At 42.9% G+C, this 19,235-nt stretch carries 14 protein-coding genes; 13 read left to right on the forward strand and 1 reads right to left on the reverse strand.

Annotation, left to right across the window (positions count from 1 at the left end):
* Positions 1–14: 14 nt before the first annotated feature.
* The 10 genes from BMW86_RS27515 to BMW86_RS27560 all read left to right on the forward strand — a co-directional run bounded on the left by BMW86_RS27515 (position 15) and on the right by BMW86_RS27560 (position 10,689).
* On the forward strand, positions 15–1,259 hold the full coding sequence (locus BMW86_RS27515; RefSeq protein WP_089786262.1) for a glycan-binding surface protein: 1,245 nt from the start codon (positions 15–17) through the stop codon (positions 1,257–1,259).
* A 10-nt stretch (positions 1,260–1,269) separates the two neighbouring features.
* Entirely contained in the window at positions 1,270–3,012 is a 1,743-nt protein-coding gene (locus BMW86_RS27520) for an alpha-L-arabinofuranosidase (protein WP_089786265.1), read from the forward strand.
* 69 nt (positions 3,013–3,081) lie between these two features.
* Positions 3,082–3,708: a Crp/Fnr family transcriptional regulator gene (locus BMW86_RS27525; protein WP_089786267.1), complete on the forward strand. Its 627-nt coding sequence runs from the start codon at positions 3,082–3,084 to the stop codon at positions 3,706–3,708.
* 60 nt (positions 3,709–3,768) lie between these two features.
* On the forward strand, positions 3,769–4,548 hold the full coding sequence (locus BMW86_RS27530) for a sulfite exporter TauE/SafE family protein (protein ID WP_089786270.1): 780 nt from the start codon (positions 3,769–3,771) through the stop codon (positions 4,546–4,548).
* A gap of 8 nt (positions 4,549–4,556) precedes the next feature.
* On the forward strand, positions 4,557–5,117 hold the full coding sequence (locus BMW86_RS27535) for a YeeE/YedE family protein (protein ID WP_089788188.1): 561 nt from the start codon (positions 4,557–4,559) through the stop codon (positions 5,115–5,117).
* Positions 5,117–5,536, forward strand: a complete 420-nt coding sequence (locus BMW86_RS27540) for a DUF6691 family protein (protein ID WP_089786272.1) — start codon at positions 5,117–5,119, stop codon at positions 5,534–5,536. Before BMW86_RS27535 ends, BMW86_RS27540 begins: the two co-directional genes overlap by 1 nt.
* 8 nt (positions 5,537–5,544) lie before the next feature.
* Positions 5,545–6,864, forward strand: a complete 1,320-nt coding sequence (locus BMW86_RS27545) for an MBL fold metallo-hydrolase (RefSeq protein ID WP_089786274.1) — start codon at positions 5,545–5,547, stop codon at positions 6,862–6,864.
* A gap of 423 nt (positions 6,865–7,287) precedes the next feature.
* Positions 7,288–8,301 (forward strand): LLM class flavin-dependent oxidoreductase, encoded by a 1,014-nt coding sequence (locus tag BMW86_RS27550; protein ID WP_089786276.1) that lies wholly within the window; start codon positions 7,288–7,290, stop codon positions 8,299–8,301.
* Positions 8,302–8,371: 70 nt separating this feature from the next.
* Positions 8,372–10,048, forward strand: a complete 1,677-nt coding sequence (locus BMW86_RS27555; RefSeq protein ID WP_089786278.1) for a sensor histidine kinase — start codon at positions 8,372–8,374, stop codon at positions 10,046–10,048.
* A gap of 44 nt (positions 10,049–10,092) precedes the next feature.
* A complete protein-coding gene (locus tag BMW86_RS27560; protein ID WP_089786280.1) occupies positions 10,093–10,689 on the forward strand; it encodes a hypothetical protein in 597 nt (198 codons plus the stop codon).
* Between the two features lie 274 nt (positions 10,690–10,963).
* Here the strand turns inward: BMW86_RS27560 and BMW86_RS27570 are convergent, their stop codons facing one another.
* Positions 10,964–11,941, reverse strand: coding sequence for a hypothetical protein (locus BMW86_RS27570; protein ID WP_089786284.1), 978 nt, complete (start codon positions 11,939–11,941; stop codon positions 10,964–10,966).
* Positions 11,942–12,114: 173 nt separating this feature from the next.
* Between BMW86_RS27570 and BMW86_RS27575 the strand changes: the two genes are divergently transcribed.
* The 3 genes from BMW86_RS27575 (at position 12,115) to BMW86_RS27585 (ending at position 19,102) form a co-directional block, all read left to right on the forward strand.
* Positions 12,115–13,959 (forward strand): hypothetical protein, encoded by a 1,845-nt coding sequence (locus BMW86_RS27575; protein WP_089786287.1) that lies wholly within the window; start codon positions 12,115–12,117, stop codon positions 13,957–13,959.
* Positions 13,960–14,324: 365 nt separating this feature from the next.
* On the forward strand, positions 14,325–17,339 hold the full coding sequence (locus BMW86_RS27580) for a SusC/RagA family TonB-linked outer membrane protein (RefSeq protein ID WP_089786289.1): 3,015 nt from the start codon (positions 14,325–14,327) through the stop codon (positions 17,337–17,339).
* 5 nt (positions 17,340–17,344) lie between these two features.
* A complete protein-coding gene (locus BMW86_RS27585; RefSeq protein ID WP_089786291.1) occupies positions 17,345–19,102 on the forward strand; it encodes a RagB/SusD family nutrient uptake outer membrane protein in 1,758 nt (585 codons plus the stop codon).
* Positions 19,103–19,235: the final 133 nt, after the last annotated feature.

Here is a 19,235-nt window from a genome sequence, read left to right on the forward strand (position 1 = left end):
AAAAAAGAAACGTTATGACTAAGTATAATTTTCTGTTTTTTCTGCCGGTAGTTTTCTGCCTGCTGTTATCATGTTCCAAAGATCACGATGTATCTGGTCCGCCAATTATTAATGGGGTGAGCCTGCTGGATTCAACAAAGACAGATAGCACCTTTGCAAGGGCTTTACCGGGTACTTTGATCCTGATCACAGGGGAGAACCTTAGCGGGGCTGTAACGGTGTCTTTTAACGGACAATCAGCCTATTTTAATCCTACTTATAATACCAGTACGCATATCATCATGACGATCCCGAGTAACGCACCTACAGAAGCGACGGACCCGAATGTGCCTAATAAGATACGTATTGTAACAAATCATGGAGAAACGGCTTATAGTTTCGTTATAGATATTCCGCCTCCGGCCATCTGGGCTATTTCTAATGAGAATGCGATGCCGGGAGATTCCCTGATCATTCGCGGGGCCAACTTATGGCTGATAGAAAAGCTTGTTTTCCCTGGTGGCAGAGAGATCACTGACTTTGCCGGTAATGATGCCGGTTCAAGAGTAGGGCTGCTGATGCCGGACCTTGGCACTGATACAGGCCGCCTGGTCATTGTAGCGAAATTTGGTACAACGTGGTCTGACGGGCCTTTAAATGACCATCAGAGCGGGGATGTGATCAGCAACCTGACGAACGCTGGTGAAGCGGGAGAAGATCCGGTATTTAACTGGGGCTGGTGGGGTGCTAACAGGACCAGCGACGCTACATTATTCCCTGGTACGAGAGGCGCTTACCTGCAGAATATTTTTGGTGGTGTAGGAGCTAAAGACGTGGCCTGGTGGAATGGTAACCGTTCCGGTAATTTCAGCGATGTGTCTACTATTTTTACAGCAGCTGTGATGTCTGAACAGGCCAGTAATTATGCGTTGAAGTTTGAGATAAATACGAAAGAACCCTGGACTGCCGGCGTGAATGTGCTGCGGTTGGGTGATAATTATGCATACCGGTATATGCCATGGGCAGATGAAACCAGTGGTTCATTTAATACCGGAAATACATGGGAGACTGTTACGGTCCTGTTGTCTGATTTTAAAACAGCAGCTAAAGATGCAGATGGTAATACTGTAGAAGGTACCGGCGCTGGTGCTATGACAATGGGCAACCTGTTAAAGACTGGTGGGGTAGTTGCATTTGGTTATCGTTTTATCACAGAAGCCGCTGCGGTAGATGTGTATAATGCAGCGTATGATAATTTCAGGATCGTTAAGGTAAAATAAAATATATCAGATGAGAAAAATTCCCGGTATTAGGTTCCTTTGCATGGCACTCATGATTTTTCCAGCATGTAATAAGGGTACTTCAGACAAACAAAGCGGAAACGGTGGTACAGATACGATAGGGGGAACGGTGGTGATCCCATCGGATCCTTCCGTAGCAAGTAGTATTGGCTTCTTTATGAATGAGTGGGTACAAAAGAGTTTTACAGCACCTGCTTATACAGAAATGACACCGCCTTCCTCAGCTACTTATACGGTGACAGTAGATGCATCTACCGTGGTAACGAAAGTATCTCCTTCATTATTCGGGAATAACAGTAATCTGTATATGAGCCAGATGGTGACCGAGTCGGCATTAATGGGGCATATCACAAAGTTACATCCGGGTATTATCCGCTTTCCGGGCGGGAATCTGAGCAGCGTTTATTTCTGGAATACCACATCAGGCAATAAGCCTGCGGATGCTCCGGATAAAATTAATGATGCTGACGGGAACAGTATAGATCCTGGTTACTGGTATGGTGGTACTACAGACGGCTGGACGTTATCACTGGATAATTACTACAAGATGTTACAGCAAAGCGGTAACGAGGGTATTATCACGGTGAATTACGGGTACGCCAGATATGGTACGGGGACTGATCCTGTGGCTGCGGCAGCTCATCTGGCGGCCGACTGGGTACGGTATGATAACGGACGTACGAAATACTGGGAAATAGGGAATGAGAGTAATGGTACCTGGCAGGCCGGGTACAGGATAGATGTAACACAGAATAAAGATGGTCAGCCGCAGCTGGTGACAGGAGATCTCTATGGCAGACATTTTAAGGTGTATGCAGACTCTATGCGTAAAGCGGCTTCGGAAATTGGTAAAACCATTTATATAGGCGGACAGTTACTGGAACATGAGCCGGCATCATGGGCTACAGCTACAGATAAAAGCTGGAACAGTGGCGTATTGAAACAGGCGGGTAGTACAGCAGATTTCTTTATTGTGCATAGTTACTATACGCCTTTTAATACCAACTCCAATCCGCCGGAAGTACTGGCGTCTGCGGTGGCTGTTACAAAGGCGATCTCTGATTATGTGTCATTATCCTTAACAACAGCTGGGGTTGCGTCTAAGCCGGTGGCATTAACTGAATGGAACATCTTTGCAGTGGGCTCTCAGCAGATGGTATCGCAGGTAGCGGGTATGCACGCAGTGATGGTGTTGGGAGAACTGATGAAGAATAAGTTTGGTATGGCCAGTCGCTGGGACCTTGCTAATAGCTGGGATAACGGGAATGATCATGGGTTGTTTAGTCAGGGTGAAGCTGCTTCCGGTGAAACAAAATGGGCACCAAGACCGGTATTCTATTACATGTATTTCTTCCAGAAGAACCTGGGCGACCGGTATATAAATGCAACGGTAGCAGATAGTAGTGCCGGTATCAATGCATACGGGTCTACTTTTGGTTCCGGAGAGGTATCGGTTACATTGGTGAACAAGGCTGTTAGTGCGAAAAGCGTACAGCTGGCTTTTAAGAATTTTAATCCCGGTAGCCGTTATTACTGGTATGTATTAACGGGAGGGGATGGTGTTACAGGCTTTTCGAGGAAAGTGTTTGTAAATGGCACCGGGCCTTCCGGTGTGGCCGGAGGGCCTGATAGCTATGCTACGCTGAAGGCATATTCTGCCAGTGCACAGCAGGGTGTGAAGGTGACATTACCGGCTATGTCGGTGGTGTGCCTGGTTGTAGAGAAAAAATAATAGGGGGATATGTCTGATAAGCTCCGTTGGCTTTTATGCCGGCGGAGCTTTTAATATTATATTTACAGCATGGTTAATGATTATCTCGATAAATATTTCCCACAGTTTGAGGTTGATCTGCGTAAGCAGATAGCAGAACATAGTACGATGAAATCTGTATTAAAAGGGGAAACGATGATACAGACGGGGCAGTATTTCCGTTCTACCGTGCTGGTACTGGAAGGGCGTTTAAAGCTTTACCGTGAAGGAGAGGAAGGGGGTGAGTTTTTTATGTATTACCTGGAGCCGGGGGATGCCTGTGCCTTGTCTATGGTTTGTGCACAGAAGCAACTGACAAGCGGTGTAATGGCCAAAGCACTGGAAGACAGTGTAGTGCTGATGGTGCCTGTGGCCATGATGGAATCATTGATGCAGGATTTTAAAAGCTGGTATTCATTTGTAGTGGAAACTTACCGTTCACGGTTTGAGGAATTGCTGGTGATCATTGATAATATTGCTTTCAGGTCTATGGATGAAAGGCTGGTTACTTATCTTGAAAATCAGAAAGAAAAGTTAGGTTCCAGTCAGTTGTATATCACCCATAATGAAATAGCTACTGACCTTAATTCTTCAAGGGAAGTGATTTCCAGATTGCTTAAAAAGCTGGAACAGCGGGAGAAGGTCCGCCTGTTCAGAAACTATATAGAACTCCTGTGACTTTAGTCACCGTCAATCATTGTTAACTCCACGAGCTTTGCATGTATAATACATCGTGCAATGGTCATATTTGGTTATCTGGCTTCGTTATTAATTGGTATTTCTCTTGGTCTGATAGGGGGCGGAGGCTCTATTCTCACGGTACCGGTACTGGTATATATCTTTGGGATCACTCCTGTTTTAGCGACTTCCTATTCATTGTTTATTGTTGGCAGTACCAGTTTAATAGGGGCATATGGCAGCTACCGCAAAGGAGACGTAAGTTTTTATACGGCTGTATTGTTTGGTCTCTCTTCTGTTATAACGGTATTTGTTACACGTAAATTTATCATTCCTGCTATTCCTGAACAGTTGTTTACACTGGGGCATTTTACGGTTACATGGTCTCTTGTAACGATGACCTTATTTGCCATATTGATGCTGGCAGCTGCGTTGTCTATGATCTTCAGTAAAACAAAGGAGCATGTAGTGCCGGGCAGGAATTTATTCAGGCTTGTATTGTATGGAGTGGGGATTGGTATTGTAACAGGATTGTTAGGTGCCGGTGGCGGGTTTTTATTGATACCTGCGCTGGTGATGCTGGTAAAATTGCCTATGAAAAAAGCGGTAGGTACATCTTTGTTTATCATTGCATTTAATTCTTTATCGGGATTTTTAGGGGATCTGGGACATTATCACATCGATTGGTTTTTCCTGCTGAAGATAGCGTTGATAGCGGTTGTTGGAATAATGCTGGGAGGGTTGCTGGTACCCAGGATACAGGGAGGGAAGCTGAAAATAGTCTTTGGTTGGTTTGTATTGCTGATGGGGGTATATATTCTTGTTCATGAAATCATTTAATCATGTTTATGCGATCGTTTTTAGAACAGCCCTGGCCATGGTATGTAGCAGGGCCACTTGTAGGACTTACAGTACCTGCTTTGTTATTGTTAGGGAATAAGTCATTTGGTATCAGTTCCTCTTTGCGGCATGTGTGTGCGGCTTGTATACCGGCAAAGATCCCTTTTTTTCAGTACGACTGGAAGAAGGAAATATGGAATCTTTTCTTTGTGGCGGGGATCTTAATGGGTGGTTTCATCACTTATTATTTTATGCATCCCGGGCCTGTGGTTGTTAATCCTGCGCTTGTGAATGAATTGTCGGGTTATGGGATTCATGATTATCATTCGCTGGTACCAACGGAGTTGTTTAACTGGTCTGCCTTATTTACGCTCAGAGGAGCTTTGATGATGATCGGTGGAGGATTCTTAGTAGGTTTTGGTACGCGTTATGCGGGAGGTTGTACCAGTGGACATACTATTATGGGGTTGTCTACTTTGCAATGGCCTTCGCTGGTGGCGACGATTTGTTTTATGGTTGGTGGGTTTGTGACGGCTAATCTTATTCTTCCTTATATTTTAAAATTATAATGATGTTATATCGGAATGTAAAATTTCTTATAGTAGGTATATTGTTTGGTATCGTGTTTATAAAATCTGAGGTGATCAGTTGGTTCAGGATACAGGAGATGTTCCGGCTGCAATCTTTTCATATGTATGGTATTATTGGCAGTGCTATATTCGTTGGGATGATCTCAGTATTTATCATTAAAAAATTTAAGATTAAAACGATTAGTGGTGAGGATATTCACTTTCATACAAAGATATTTAACAAGGGACAGGTATATGGTGGTTTAATATTTGGTGTAGGTTGGGCAATAACGGGGGCCTGTCCGGGCCCCCTGTTTGCCCAGATAGGTACAGGAGCGACTGTTATTATTGTTCCATTGCTGAGTGCTATTCTGGGTACCTGGGTATATGGGAAGTTCAGAGAATCATTAACACATTAATTATTTATATGAAGATTCAACAATTTGAAGATAAAGGACTGGCACATTATTCTTATGCTGTATTAAGCGGAAAGACTGTTGCTTTGATTGATCCTTCCCGTGATGTAAAACCTTACATCTTATATGCGGAAGAGCATGGGGCGCAGATAGTAGCGGTGATAGAAACACATCCGCATGCGGATTTTGTGAGCGGACATCTGGAGTTATTTAAGACTGAGGGGGCTACTATATATTGTTCTGCTTTGCAGGAAGCGGGTTATCCGCATAAGGCGTTTGATGAAGGAGATGTTATTGATCTTTCCGGGATAAAATTAAAGGCGCTGAATACACCGGGGCATTCTCCCGATAGTATCTCTATAGTGCTGGAAGAGAATGGGAAAGATAAAGCAGTATTCACTGGTGATACGTTGTTTATAGGTGATTGCGGTCGTCCGGATTTAAGGGAGAATACAGGTGCTGTAAGTGCTAAGAGAGAAGATTTAGCAAGGCAGATGTATTATTCTCTTAGAGATAAGTTGATGGTGCTGGATGATGATGTGATCGTTTATCCTGCACATGGTGCAGGTACCTTGTGTGGTAAAGCGTTGAGTGAAGCAGCGAGTAGTAGTATTGGTGAAGAGACTTTAACTAACTGGAGTTTACAGGTGATGAGTGAAAAAGATTTTGTGCGGGAGTTGATATCAGAACAACCTTTTGTACCTGTGTATTTTCCTTATGATGTGAGTGTAAATAAGGAAGGGGCGGAGAAGCTGAATGTAGCATTGAGTAAAGTGGTAAGAGGTATTCCTGATGATGAGGATACTATTTTGATAGATACAAGACCGGCTGCTGCTTTTAAAGAAGCACATTTACCCGGAGCCATTAACTTACAGGATGGGGGTAAATTTGAAACATGGTTAGGAAGTATAGTTGCTCCCGGAGAGGCTTTTTACCTGTTAGCAGAGAATGATGCAGCATTGGAGACAGTGATAAAAAAGACTACTAAAATAGGTTATGAAGGGTTTATCAAAAAAGCATTTACAGGTGATAAGGGAAATATTTCAATGGGATTGATAGATCTTGACAGATTTAAAGCAGATACAAGTAAGTATACGATCATAGATATACGTAATCCCGCAGAAGTAAAAGCACATCCTGTTTTTAGCAACGCTATCAATATACCTCTGTATGAGTTAAGGGAAAAAGCAGATACTATACCTGTAGATAAACCTGTAGTAGTACATTGTGCCGGTGGCTATCGCAGTGCTGCTGGCAGCAGCATAGTAGATGCTGTGTTACATGGGAAAACACCTGTCTATGATCTGGGAGAAGCGATCAATTCGTTTTAGATCTATCCATTCAATAAGAAACTGTGTTAAAGGTTAAAAAATTAAAACCTTTACCACAGTTTTTTTTATGGGAAAAAAGATAAATTCGATTCAGGAAAAAGGCCCTGGAACAGCTCCGGGTATATATATCAAATCACTTCAGAAATTCTTAAAATGGATTTAATTACAGTTGACTTAGGCCCAGTAATTAAAATGATTATCGTGGCCATAGTCGCGACAATCGTAATCATTGTTTACAGAAGAAGAAAGCAAAACCGCTGATTCTTTTAAGCGGTTCTTCTGTACACTGTTAAAACTCCCGGCCTCAACAATCTAAAACAGCCCGTTATCTAATACCAGCCAGCGCTTTCATCGGGGATAGTACTGCTTATATCCCTCTTTATCTATAATTCCTTAATTTTGGAACGATAATTCTGGAATCAAATGAATAAACTAAGACTCAGCGTATTGGATCAATCTCCCATCAGAAGAGGCAGCAATGCGGTGGAAGCCTTGCAGGAAAGCGTGAAACTGGCGCAACTGGCAGACAGGCTAGGTTACACCCGCTATTGGCTCTCTGAGCATCATAACACCCGTTCTCTGGCCGGTGCCTCTCCGGAGATCCTGATAGCCCGGCTGGCTGCCGCTACGAAGCATATAAGACTGGGTTCCGGTGGTGTTATGCTACCCAATCACAGCACATTAAAAGTAGCAGAGAATTTTCGTCTGTTGGAAGCGCTGTATCCCGGTCGTATTGACTTAGGCATTGGCCGCGCACCAGGAGGGGACAGACTAACAGCGCACATCCTCAATCCTTCCAATAACTTTGAACCCCGTGAATTTGTACAGCAGGTAATAGACCTGGAAGCCTATCTCACAGAAACCGGAGAGCCTGGTACAGTACATGATAAAGTAAAGGCCATCCCACATATAGATACGATGCCAGGGTTATGGATGCTGACTTCCAGCGGTGAAAGTGGATTGTTGGCAGCCCGTCATGGCTGGGCATTATCTTTCGCACATTTCATTTACCCGGTAGGTGGGCCGCAGGCTGTAAAAGCATACAGGGAAAGATTTGTACCGTCTTTATTCATGAAAGAACCCCAAGCCAACGTAGGTATTTTTGTATTCTGTGCAGATACGCAGGAGAAAGCAGATGAGCTACAGGCAATGATGGACTACCGCCTGTTAAGCTATGAGAAAGGCCAGTTTGAGGTATATCCTACTTATGAAGAGGTAAGGGATTATGAATATACTGATCAGGAGTTACAACGTGTATTAGCTAACAGAGCCCGTGTTGTTTCAGGAACACCGGAACAGGTAAAAGCCCGTTTACTGAAGCTGGCATCGGAATATGGTGTAGAAGAAATAGTTGTATCTACTATGGCGGACAAGGCAGAAGATCGCTTCCGTTCTTATGAATTATTAGCCGAAATGTTTAGTCTGGAAAGCAGGTAATTACACAAAAAATTTGACGTAGTATTTCAGGATAACCCTTATTATTGTTGTTTTACAGGGATTATTATACATGGAACAACATATAGATAAGGGTATACATAAGGGGGACAATGAAGAATGGATGCGTTTTGCATTGGTCTCTTCTGGTTTCGGGACCTGGGAACTGGATCTTGCAAGTAACCAGGTAATATGGGATGATCGTTGCCGGGAATTGTATGGTTATCCTGCAGAAGGAGATTTATCACAGGAAAACATTAGAAAGAACATTCATCCGGAAGACAGGGAAAGAGTAATTGCAGCTGTTGATAAAGCATTAAGACCGGAAAGCGGCGGTTTGTATGATATTATTTTCCGGACTGTCAGTACTACAGATAAACAGTTACGCTGGGTGCGTTGCATAGGTAAAGCATATTTTAATAATGGGGTTGCATGTCGTTTTGCAGGTACTATACAGGATATTTCAGCAGATATAAAAGACACGGAAAAAAGGCAGCTATTATTATCCCGGGTAGAGAGTTATCCGGATGTGATGGGCGCTGTTACAGATCCGGAACCGGATGCGGCAAGAGAACAACAGAAATTATTAGCGTTACTGGAAAACTGTCGTGATTTTGTAAGTCTGTCTGATGAAGAAGGCAATGTGAGTTACGTCAATGCTGCCGGGTTAAAACTATTAGGATTAAATAGTCAGGAAGAAGCCCGGAGACATAATAGTGAGTACCTGATGCCGGAAGAGATCGGGAAGCTGAAGGACGTGATTAATAAGCAGTTGTTCAGCAAAGGAGCATGGTCCGGAGAAGTATTATACCGCCATTTTAAAACAGGGGAGGCCATCCCGGTAGAGGGCACTACAATGCTGGTGTATGATCCGGTAACAGGTAATTCGCAGGGCAGGGCCACTATTTCCCGCGATTTAAGGGAAGAGAAAGCAGCCCATCAGCAACGTATTGAAAACGAGCTGGAATTGGAGAAGATTGTGGAGATGAGGACCAGTGAGCTGAAAAAAGCCAATATAGATCTGAATATCGTTAATCAGAACCTGGAACAGTTTGCTTATGTTGCCAGTCATGATTTACAGGAGCCACTCCGTAAGATCAACATGTTCTCCGCATTACTGGAAGATAAATTCAGGGACCAGCTGAATGAAACGGGAATGAGGAACCTGGGTATTATCAGGAATGCCGCTACCCGTATGACTACCCTGATCCAGGATTTGTTAGCTTTCTCCAGGGTATCCCGTCAGGACCATCTCTTTGAAGAAATAGATTTATCCGCCACGGTACAGCAGGTGCTGGGCGATTTTGATATGCTGATACAGCAGAAAGATGCAATAGTGGAATGTGATGGTTTGTTTCATGTACAGGGAATCCCCCTGCATATGACGCAATTATTCCATAACCTGCTGAGTAACGCATTGAAATTCAGTCAGGCCGGTATATTTCCCCTTATCAAGATTACTTCCAGGATGATGGAAGCGGGAGAAATAGCCGGGCATCCACAGTTAGAGAATGGCACCCGGTATGGAGAAATCAGGATTAGTGACAATGGGATAGGGTTTGCACCCACTTATGCCAAAAAGATCTTTGTGATCTTCCAGCGGCTGCATGGAAGGGGTGAATATGAGGGTAGCGGGATAGGGCTGGCCCTGTGTCAGAAGATAGTTACGGCCCATCATGGGGTCATATACGCTGATTCTGAGGAAGGTAAGGGGGCTACCTTTGTGGTAATACTTCCTGTGTACACTTGATTAAAATATTTCATATTTTTGCAGGAACTAATAGAACCTATCCTATGAAGAAATTCTTCCTGCCTGCTGCAGTTGCTATTGCGCTGGCTTTTGGATCCTGCACAAAAGATGCTGCCCTGGAAGGCAATAAAGGTAATAACACTGACACTACTGATACCAGTAATCCTGTAATTGGTAAAGACAGCGTGGTTACTTTCACCGATGTGAAATTTGGACTGGCACCGGGAGATAACAACTACGGACGTGTATTCTCTTCAGTTACCGGACTGGTATACCTGGACGATGCCATTCCTGATTCAATGGGTAAGTACATCAACCTGGCGTTCGCTTATCAGGCTTCATTCTCTATGTTCTTTAGCAGCGCAGATCCCAACAGTTTTGATATCACTATACCAAATGTTACCAAAACAAATGTGCGGAACTATGTTGATTCCTCTTTTAAAGTGACTTCATTTGATACATTAACACATGCTTCTACCTTATATAAACTGACGGTAGCAGATGATAATCAAACAATTGATGCGGCTGATTTACCGGTAGTGGTGTTCTTTAAGAACAGCGATGGTAAAATAGGGATTGTGAAAGTGAAGTCGTTGTCTGATAGCTATCTCACGGTAGATGTAAAAGTAGCTTACAAGTAAATTCTAATAATAATAATAATGCCCGGTTCTGGTTATATCAGGGCCGGGCATTTTCTTTATTTGTATCTGTATACTGAATCAGATTCGATAGTAATTGATGTATGGATGCTAATGTGGGTTGTTATTGTGTCAGAGTATTCATATTCATCAGATGGCTGCTCTTTGTTCTGCACTGAATCCGCAGGATGGAACGTTTCTTCCACACTTTTGGATATTTGTTTACAGCCAGATAATGTAATAATGGTGATAATCAATATAGCGTGCTTCATTGTATTTAATTGATGTTATCCAGATCTTCGGCAAAGGCAATACGTGTAGGATCATCCTTGAGATAAAAGATGTCTATGTTTTTCTGTTTGATCATATCCAAACTGAGCACACCTATCAATTTTTTGAAGGTGGTCCTGTGTGCCTGATGTTGCTCATCGATATATTCCAGTTCAAACCGCATCATGGGTTGTTCATTAATATAGGTGCCGGTTTCTTCTACATGGAGTACTTTGGCAGTAGTTCGTATGCCTTTAAACTTTATGAGTGCCTGATCAGAAGCGCTACCGGTAAAATTTTCTATAAACAGCCCTAAGAACCTGTAAAAAAGAAGCACCAGGGGGCAAACAAACAATGGATGGCCGAAGATCACAAAGCGCCAGCCTGCGCCATCGCTTTCCTGTTGGTAGGAAAAAAGGTAATATCCCACCACTAACACCACGCACAACAACCAGCCTGCGATATTCAACAGCATTATGCCCGCCCTGATACTGGCTTCCGAACCAGCAAACATAAAATAAGGGATACGTTTCATCTGGCTGTCAATAAGCAGGTCTACTTTTTTACCCACCTCAAAACGGTGTTCCGCAGGTCTGACATCATTTACCGCCGCATTTTGTATTATTTCCGTATTTACGAGGTTTTTAAAGGATAATTTGAGTTCATAGATGTCATACTCAGCACTCTTGTTATGGATTTTCGTTGAGCTGAGGATTTCTGCTTCCCGGGGTACACCATCCTTCTTTAATAACTCCATATTACGTTTTGCACTAAAAGCGGACAAGATCCAATGACGGAAATATCCTGTCAGCAGGAATAGCCAGAGTCCTATTGACAATACTACAAGGCCGAGCGCTATCCAGGGATTCGCTCCTGCAAGATCAGGTGGGTCCTCATTTTTAACATTGTAATATAAAAGCATGGGGAAGGGGATCGCAAAAAAAAGCGTAAACAGTATTGAGAATGAAGATAACAGGTATTTCATGTTTTCAAGATTGATAGTTCCCTTACAGTTGTTTCAAATGTACAGATTCCACTATCTTAGTGGCATCTACAATACGTCTACATCCTGTTTAATGTACTGATTATTATATTTTTATAGCTTAACAACGGATATTTGTAATTGTTTTTGGCATAAGGCTTGTAATTTTGGCGTCTATGAGATCTCTGTTTCTGATTCTTTTTATGTTTATGCCATTGGGCAGCTTTTCACAGGTTATGTTGGCGGATAGCTTACGATCAGTTGTTGATAATCCTGCATTGGGTGAAAAGGAAAGACCTGTCTTATTAAGACAATTAGCTGAAATATACCGGATCAATAAAAATTATACCCAGGCGGAGGCCAGGGCCAGAGAGGCCATTATTATAGCCTTGCGGAATAAGAATTATACGGATGCCGTTAAAGCATATACTTTAATAACGAATGTAAAAGCCAATACCCGGGAATTAGCTGCTTTGAAATCCATCAGTGATTCTACTTTAGCGCTTGCAGAGAAGGCCAATGATCCTTTAGCAATGGCTTATGCTTACTATGGAATTGTATGGCTGTATAAAACACTGGATGATGCAGATGCCGTAGTGAAATATTGCAATCTGGCTTTAAAGCAATTAGAAAAGGTAAAGGACCCTTATGTCTCAGCCAAGATGTATTACCAGTTGTATACGATCTATTCCAAATGGAATAATGATTCGCTGGTAAATATTTATGCCCGGAAGGCCACTGAAAGTGCGTTACAGACAAAAGATTATAATCTCCTGAGCAATTGTTATGCAGCGTTATCGATAGCGCATGAGTATAATTACAATGCATCTAAAAGTAAACCTGAGCTTGACAGTGTTTTATTTTATCTGCATCAGTCTGAAATGTTGTACGATAAATATCCGGGGCAGGTGGCACATTATACCGAAGGTATTGCCTGTATCAATATTGCCGATTATTATTTGAAATATTTTCCTGCAACGGATAAAGAGGCAAAAGAACAGGCGGTGCAGTATGCGAATACTGCCAGGATGATCATGAATAATGTAGATGGGAGCCGGGAAGTTCAGGCCAGCAGTCTGGGTATACTCAGTGAATATGCAAAGAGAGAGGGGCATGACGAGCTTGCGGAAAACTATCTCCTGGAAGCCTATGCGCTAATGAAAGCAGAAGAACTCCCTTATTACCATACAATGATCAATGTGGTGCAGGGGCTGTCTGACTTTTACGGGGAGAAAGGCTTGTATAAAAAAGCACTGGATTTTCAAAAGGAAGTGACATTATATAATAAGAAGAATTTCAACGAGCAGCAGGCATTGAATGCGCAGAAACTGGAGATACAATATGAAACGGAGCGGAAGAATGAGGAAATGCGTTCACTGAAAGAACGGGAGCATAATCGCAGATTGCAAAACTATTTATACGGCTGTATTGCTTTGGCCTCCTTATTTGCATTACTGTTTGTGTTCAAATCCTATCATTTTAAACTACGCTACTCCCAGCAAAGGGAAAAACGTCTTGAACTGGAAAAACTGGATACAGTACTGCAAATGAAGCTGGAAAGAGAGGAACAGGCAAGACTCAAGGTTGAACAGCAATTGCTGGAAAGCCAGCAGCAACAGCTAAAGACAGAAGCAATGGCCAATGTATTGCAACTGGAGCATAAGAACCAGATGCTGCTTCAGATAAAGGATAAGTTAAACGTTGGAGATGCTGTGAACATTCAGAAAATATTAAGAGAAGAGATGGCGCTTGACAGTGATTTTGAACAGGCAAAATCACAGATACAGCAGGTACATCCTGATTTTTTTAACCTGATCAATGAGAAGGCAGAAAAGAAATTAAGTTTACTTGATTTAAAACTTTGTGCTTATCTGTATCTTAAGATGGATACTACTCAGATTTCCCAACTGATGAATATCGAAGCGAAGAGTGTTCGTATGGCCAAGTACAGGGTTAAACAAAAGCTTGGATTGGATAAAGGGGAAGATTTGAATAGTTTTTTGCAGGGGATATGGAGCTGAGATGCTTCCGATAATAGAAAATTCCACGTTATTAAGAAAGTTTTATTGAAAGGAGATTATGATACCCAACTGTCTGTAAATGTGTATTCTCAGTAAATGCACTTATTTTATTAAAGTAAACATAACTTTGAGTTAACAACAAATTCTGAAAAGCACGTTATCATTGCACCCTGTTTCAAAAAGGACAAATCGCCTATATGTGTTTTATGCGCAACAAGACAAGTTGCATGCCGTCTATGTCTGGTAGCTTTAGGGTAGCTCACGTTTCGAAATAATACAATAATGATGATCCAATCGTCAGAAAAAATGACCAACAGGTCATGATTAACTATGCCTTTTAACATCAACCGTAATATAAGATTGAAATGAACAATCAATTTCTTTTAATGGTCGCGGTATGGCTTTCGGCCGTAAGCCCTTCCATGGCCCATGAGGCATCTCATCGTAACTATTACCAGGTAGCTCGACAGGAACCTGTAAAGGGAGTGGTCGTTGGATCAGACGGCACTCCGATACCCGGCGCCTCCGTGAAATCGCTGACCTCCAAAAAGGTGACAACGACAAACGAGCGCGGCGAATTTAGCATTGAAGTTGCCAGTGGTGAAAAGCTGGTTATCTCTTCCATCGGTTACACCTCACAGGAAGTAACTGCCGGTACCAAAACGCTGAACGTGACACTGCAATTAAGCAATAGTCAGTTAGGAGAAGTGGTAGTGGTAGGTTATGGTAGTCAGACCAAAGCCGATGTAACAGGTGCATTGACGCAGTTAAAGGCTGATAATATTAAGCAGGGTGTCAACATTTCTGTTGATAACATGCTACAGGGAAAAGTTGCCGGTGTGCGCATTGCACAATCCAGCGGTGAACCTGGTGCCGGCGTTGATGTATTCATCCGCGGTGTTGGTTCTATCAGGAGCGGTAGTACGCCACTTTTCGTTGTGGACGGTGTGCCGTTAAGTAATGATAATGTGAGCGCTGGTGGCCCGGACTTCGGACTAGGTAGCTCTGAACCTAAAAACCCTCTGAACTTCCTGAACACCAGTGATATCGAAACTATCACCATTCTGAAAGATGCTTCTGCTGCGTCTATTTATGGTGCCAGAGGTTCTAACGGTGTGGTACTGATCACTACCAAACGCGGTAGCAAGGGTGGACCTTCACTTACTTACGATGCGTATTTAGGTACTTCTAAAGTGATTAAAAAACTGGATGTACTGAATGCTGACGAATATCGTAAAGCATTGGCAAATCCGGCTTACGATCATGGTGGTAATACCGACTGGCAGGATGTGATTTACCGCAATGGCTTTGTACAGAATCATAATCTGTCTTTTGCCAAAACTTCCGCTACCGGCAGTTACCTGGCATCACTTTCTCATATGGCCCAGGATGGAATCGTAGAGAAAAGCAGCTTCAAAAGAACTACTGCAAGGCTGAATGCTGAGGAGTCATTCTTTGATGAGAAACGCCTGACCGTTAAGATGAACCTGACAGCCAGCGATATCAATGAAACAGCTATTCCGAACGGTAATACCGCCGGTTCTGATGGTCAGCTTATTATACATGCCCTGATGGCAAATCCTACTCGTTCTTTACGTGATTCAACAGGTGGGTATACCAACTTCAACATGAATGCGCATTACAATCCGGCTTACCTGCTGAGCATTTATGATGACAAGACGAATACGTTCCGCGTGCTGGGTAACATCGAAGCTACACTCAGACTGTTACCAGGATTAAATTACCGTTTCAATTATGGTATTGATAAATCCACTTCAGAACGTAATTCCACTATCTATCCGAACGTAACGGACAGACAGCCAACCGGTGCTTATGCACAGAATAACCTGTCGTCTTTATCTACCTTACTGGAACATTATCTGACATATAATCTTGCAATCGATAAGCATCAGTTTGAATTACTGGGTGGTTTCTCCTACCAGCAGTTCAGGTTCTCCGGTACTACTTTTGGTATGATTGGTATCACTAAGCAGGGACAAGGTGTAGATCCGGAATACAATCCTGGTTATGCAGGAACAGCAACCAGTCCAAGCGGTTACGCACAGGAAAACGAACTGCAATCTTATTTCGGACGTGTCAACTATAATTATGACAGCCGTTATATGTTTACAGCTTCTATCCGTGCTGATGGTTCTACCCGTTTCGGTAACAATAAGAAATATGGATACTTCCCATCCGTAGCATTGGGCTGGACTCTTTCCCGTGAAGATTTCCTGAAAGATATCAGTGCTATCCAGGAGTTGAAACTTCGTGCCAGCTGGGGACAAACAGGTAACCAGGAAGTGCCTAACAAGATCACTCAGGCCAGTTACTCATTGTCTACAGGTGCAGGATATTACCTGTATGATAACCTGAACCTGGTGAATGGTACTACCGTAAACCGTACTGCTAATCCGGATCTCAGATGGGAGCTGGTAGAACAGTATAACGTGGGTGTGGATTTCGGATTCTGGAAAAACAAGTTATACGGTTCACTGGAATATTATAACAAGACCACTAAAAATCCTATCCTGAATATTCCTTCTGGTCCGCTGAGTCCTACCACTACTATATGGAAGAACGTAGATGCCCAGATCGTAAACAAAGGATTTGAAATCATGCTGGGATCACAACTGATCCGTACTAAAGATTTCAGCTGGACATTGGATGTGAACGGATCTACATTGTCCAACAAGATCAAAGACCTTCCGGTTTCTGAGCTTTACTCTGGTAGTATCTCTGGTCCTGGTCTTTCCGGTGTGAACGCAAACATCTATAAGAATGGCTATGAAGCAGGTTCTTTCTACATGTTGAAGCACCTGGGTTATGATAAGGATGGTAAGGATATTTTCGAAGATAAAACCGGCGATGGTGTTATTAATGCCAGTGACAGACAGATTTTTGAAGGTGCTATCCCTAATTTCAACTTCGGTTTGAACAGCCAGATGCGTTATAAGAAATTTGACTTTTCGTTTTCCTTCATCGGACAAACAGGCGGATACCTGGTTAACAATACAGCGTTGGACCTGAACATCAACAGTCTGGCATCTGACCGTAACGTACTGAGGAAATATTATGAAGCGAAAGCCAGCACTACCAACCCTGTGCAGCTGTCGTCTTTATACCTGGAGAAATCAGATTTCGTTCGTTTAAACAATCTCCGTCTCGGATATACTTTTACATGTGACAGACTTACATGGCTGAAATCGTTTAACCTGTATGTGAGTGCCCAGAACCTGATGACCATCACTGGTTATTCTGGTTATGATCCATTGGTTAATACAACGAAAAATTCAGGCGGTAACCAGTCCCTCGGTATCGATTATACCACCTATCCGGCTGCAAAAACATTCCTTTTAGGCGCAACGGTTAAATTTTAAGAAATATGAAATCATTACAACTACATAAATTAGCGGGTATCTTCCTTACTGTGGCAATGGTAGGATGTACAGACCTGCACGAGAAAGTGATCGATGAGGTATTAGGCTCTAACAATTCAAATCCGGAAAATGCCATTGCTGCAGCATACGGACAAATGGGAGATGCTACTTTTGTGGATCATGGTAACGTGTTCGGATTACAGGAATATTCAACAGATGAAGCATTACTGCCTACCCGTGGTAGTGACTGGGGTGATGGTGGTGTTTGGCGTGCCGTTCACGAGTTCACCTGGGGCCCGGATAACTCCGTGCTTACCAATACCTGGAATAACCTGAACAGCGGTATTACCAAGTCGCTGACTGCTATCAGCAGTATCAATAACGCACAGAATTTTGCCAATAAAACACTGTTCCTTGCTGAAGCAAGAGGCTTGCTGGCGTTTTACACTTACCATACACTGGATCTTTTCGGACAGGCTCCTTATAAAAATCCTTTCGTTGCAAATGCGCCACTGGAAGTTAAAAAGGCTGATACTGCCATCAATGGTCTGATCAAAGAGGTAGAAGCAATATTACCTGATCTGGCTAACCTGAAAGAGCAGAATACACATAACGGAAGATTCACCAAACAGGCTGCCTATGCTTTACTGGCTGATATGTATCTGAACCGTGCAGTGTTCAAAGACCGTTATGCTACTACCGGCTTCAACTTCTTAGAGGCGGCAGTTGACAACAATGGTACGGATATGGACAAGGTGATCTATTACACTTCCCTGCTTATAGACAACCCGCAGTTCTCTCTGGAAAGCAATTATTTCAGGAACTTCGATATAGACAATGCCGGCAGACCGGAACTCATTTTCGTAGTATCACAGGATGTTAATACCCTGAGAAACAGCGATAACGATTTTGCTTATATGACTATGGAAAGGAACCAGAAACCTTCTCCGCTTAACAGGGGTACCAACGCAGTATGTACTACTCCTGAATTTTATGCTACCTGGAATGGAAAACATGATGATCCGCGTTTTTCCAGGAAGTATCAGTATCCTGATGGCACCTGGTTCATGAACGATGGTACAGATGTAAGCGTGCCGGCTACGAGCACTGTACTACAAAGTACTGTACCCTGGTTCCACTTCAACCGTGGTCTCCTGGCAGGACAGCAGTACGGACCTAAACTGCTGAACGGTGGTTTTGAGATGACAGCTGATAACCGTATCAAAGTATCAATGCTCTATTGTGAAAAGAATACCTCTCTTCCGGTTGACTTTACTCCTGAGCTTACTTTTGACAATCCTGCACAGGCTGTTTTTACACAGGCACAGATCAACCGTGGCGTGCGTGTTTTCAAGTTCGAATTCGATCCGGAAAGGGGTAGTAATAGTACCAGCAATGTAGATATCCCGCTGTATCGTTTGGGAGTTATTTACTGCTTACGTGCTGAAGCTTATTTCCGTAAAAGCCAGTCAGATCTGGCAATGGCAGATATCAATAAGTTACGTACCAGCAGAACCCGTGAAGCACTGTATGCCAATGCACCAGGTGTAGCTATTACATCTCTTGACGAGCAATCGCTGTACAATGAGATAGGTTATGAGACTTATTGGGAAATGTACAGAAGGAAACAGATGATCCGTTTCGGAAAATTTGATGCTGCTGGAACAGCTAAAGCTGCTTCTCAGCCTTACAGAAGGATTTTCCCGATCCCACAGTCTGCAATGGATGCTTCTAAAGCGTTTACACAGAATGATAAATACTAAAGAATTAGGATACACTAAAAGGCTCCGTTAGGAGCCCCGTGTTTGTAGAAAAATATCTATATTCTCTTTAATTGACTCCGTAGGAGTCCCCTAATATTCACAATTCAGGGGACTCCTACGGAGTCTGTGTTTT

It is taken from the genome of Chitinophaga sp. YR573, assembly GCF_900110995.1.
GTDB lineage: Bacteria > Bacteroidota > Bacteroidia > Chitinophagales > Chitinophagaceae > Chitinophaga.

Coding starts and splice junctions, on each gene's coding strand:
- BMW86_RS27515 (WP_089786262.1), top strand. CDS start 15: ATGACTAAGTATAATTTTCTGTTTTTTCTGCCGGTAGTTTTCTGCCTG.
- BMW86_RS27520 (WP_089786265.1), top strand. CDS start 1,270: ATGAGAAAAATTCCCGGTATTAGGTTCCTTTGCATGGCACTCATGATT.
- BMW86_RS27525 (WP_089786267.1), top strand. CDS start 3,082: ATGGTTAATGATTATCTCGATAAATATTTCCCACAGTTTGAGGTTGAT.
- BMW86_RS27530 (WP_089786270.1), top strand. CDS start 3,769: ATGGTCATATTTGGTTATCTGGCTTCGTTATTAATTGGTATTTCTCTT.
- BMW86_RS27535 (WP_089788188.1), top strand. CDS start 4,557: ATGCGATCGTTTTTAGAACAGCCCTGGCCATGGTATGTAGCAGGGCCA.
- BMW86_RS27540 (WP_089786272.1), top strand. CDS start 5,117: ATGATGTTATATCGGAATGTAAAATTTCTTATAGTAGGTATATTGTTT.
- BMW86_RS27545 (WP_089786274.1), top strand. CDS start 5,545: ATGAAGATTCAACAATTTGAAGATAAAGGACTGGCACATTATTCTTAT.
- BMW86_RS27550 (WP_089786276.1), top strand. CDS start 7,288: ATGAATAAACTAAGACTCAGCGTATTGGATCAATCTCCCATCAGAAGA.
- BMW86_RS27555 (WP_089786278.1), top strand. CDS start 8,372: ATGGAACAACATATAGATAAGGGTATACATAAGGGGGACAATGAAGAA.
- BMW86_RS27560 (WP_089786280.1), top strand. CDS start 10,093: ATGAAGAAATTCTTCCTGCCTGCTGCAGTTGCTATTGCGCTGGCTTTT.
- BMW86_RS27570 (WP_089786284.1), bottom strand. CDS start 11,941: ATGAAATACCTGTTATCTTCATTCTCAATACTGTTTACGCTTTTTTTT.
- BMW86_RS27575 (WP_089786287.1), top strand. CDS start 12,115: ATGAGATCTCTGTTTCTGATTCTTTTTATGTTTATGCCATTGGGCAGC.
- BMW86_RS27580 (WP_089786289.1), top strand. CDS start 14,325: ATGAACAATCAATTTCTTTTAATGGTCGCGGTATGGCTTTCGGCCGTA.
- BMW86_RS27585 (WP_089786291.1), top strand. CDS start 17,345: ATGAAATCATTACAACTACATAAATTAGCGGGTATCTTCCTTACTGTG.